Consider the following 961-nt stretch of genomic DNA (forward strand, 5'->3'; position numbering starts at 1 on the left):
AGAGGAGAGTTACTCGGTTGCGATCCTGATTCAGGAATACGCAGACCGCATGCCGCAGCCTCCGCGGGTGCAGATTTTTGCAACTGACATCAATGAAGCGGCGCTTGAGGTAGCCCGAGCCGGCGTCTACCCGGCGAACATCTCGGCCGACGTGACCGAATCGCGCTTGCTCGCTTACTTCGAGAAGGAAGAAGATCATCGGTACCGCGTGCACCCCAGCGTGCGACAGATGATCGTCTTTGCGCAGCATAACGTGCTGAGCGACCCGCCTTTTTCGCGGCTCGACCTGGTCTGTTGCCGCAATTTGCTGATCTACCTTGATCGTACCGCGCAGGCGGTGGTTCTTGACATGTTCGCGTATGCATTGAAGCCGGGCGGCTATTTGTTTCTCGGCAACGCGGAATCGATCGACATGATCAGCACGGCGTTCGAGACGATCAGCAAGGAGCACCGAATCTACCGACTGCGCGGTGACGCTGGCGCGAACGCCCGGGCCAGAATGCCATCGCAGTTGATGGACACTGGAACTCATCGGGCTTCTGGTTCGCGACGCAAACCGGTGACCCGCAGCTTCGATACGCCTCGCGGCAAGTCGCTCGAGGCGCTGCACGATCGTGCGCTCGCCGCCGCGTCTGCCCCGAGTGTGCTTATCAACGCGGATTACGAGATCGAACGAGTCTCGCCCGGCGCGAGTGACTTTATTGTTTTCAGTGCAGGCGTTCCCACCCGTAATCTTTTGAACAACGTGGCACCGGACATTCGGCTGGAGCTGCGGGCCGCGTTGTATCGCGCGAGTGCCTCCCAGCAGGTCGTGAAGGCCGTGTTCAGTCGACGGGACCAAGAAGGCCGCGCCACCGGTCCTGTCATGACGCTTACCGTGGACCCTGTCAAGGCGGCCGACGAGGAGTCGACGTACTGGCTGGTACTCTTTGACCAACCGCCTGAGGCCAGTGCACCTCTG

Annotated in this window: 1 protein-coding gene; it reads left to right on the forward strand. The window is 60.5% G+C overall.

Going from position 1 to position 961, the window contains the following annotated elements; all coding sequences use genetic code 11:
- On the forward strand, nucleotides 1-961 hold a 961-nt coding region (locus QCE79_RS33010), incomplete at both ends, for a CheR family methyltransferase (protein ID WP_309851663.1).

Source organism: Caballeronia sp. LZ003, assembly GCF_031451465.1.
GTDB lineage: Bacteria > Pseudomonadota > Gammaproteobacteria > Burkholderiales > Burkholderiaceae > Caballeronia.